Consider the following 831-nt stretch of genomic DNA (forward strand, 5'->3'; position numbering starts at 1 on the left):
CCCCCGAGGGCATCGGGCGCTACGAGGCGCCGGGCGGCCCGGCGTCGACCGGCGCGTTCCCCGCCGCCGGTCCCGCGAACGCGCGGGGTCCGCAGGGCGGGTACGGGGCGGAGGACACCGGCGCCTGGGCCCGCCCGCAGGAGGAGTACGCACCCGGCGGCCAGGGCCAGGACGGCGGCTACCCGCCGCACCAGGACCAGCACCAGCCGCAGCCCCCGTCCCACGAGCAGCAGGATCAGGGCCGGGCGCAGGGCGCTCCGGGCCGTCAGGGCCAGCCGCAGGGCTACGGCTACGACGAGGCCGCGCGGCAGCAGCAGAACGGCTGGTCGCCGCAGGAGACCGGGCAGTTCCCCGCCCCGGGTGGCCCCGCCGCCCCGTACGGGCAGGCGAACGGCTACGACACCGGCCAGTACCCGGCGGCCTCCGACACCACCGGCCAGTTCCCGGCGCCGCAGCAGGGCCAGTACCAGGGCGAGCGGGGTGGCTACCAGGGGCCGTCCGAGACCGGGCAGTTCCCCGTCCCGCCGCAGCAGGGGCAGTACCAGGACCCCACGCAGACCGGCCAGTTCCCCGCCGCCTCGCAGACGGGCCAGTTCCCGGCCCCCGGGTACCCCGAGGACGGGCGCCCCGCCGCGTACGACGAGGGGCCGGCCGCGCAGCCGCGCGCCCCGCGGCAGCCCGGTCCGCAGGCACCCCAGGGACCGCAGGGGCCGCAGTCCCCGCAGGCGCCGCAGGGCCAGGGCGGCTTCGCGGTCAGCGAGACCTCCTCCTTCCCGGTGAACACCGGCTTCGAGCCGCCCAGGGCGCCGCGCCCCGACGGGCCGCCCGCGC

Annotated in this window: 1 pseudogene; it reads left to right on the forward strand. The window is 79.7% G+C overall.

The window, feature by feature from the left end:
- A pseudogene (locus tag G3I42_RS27370) lies at positions 1–831 on the forward strand (hypothetical protein); the annotation flags it as partial.

Origin of the sequence: Streptomyces sp. SID11385, from assembly GCF_010548245.1 — a bacterium.
Lineage (GTDB): Bacteria > Actinomycetota > Actinomycetes > Streptomycetales > Streptomycetaceae > Streptomyces.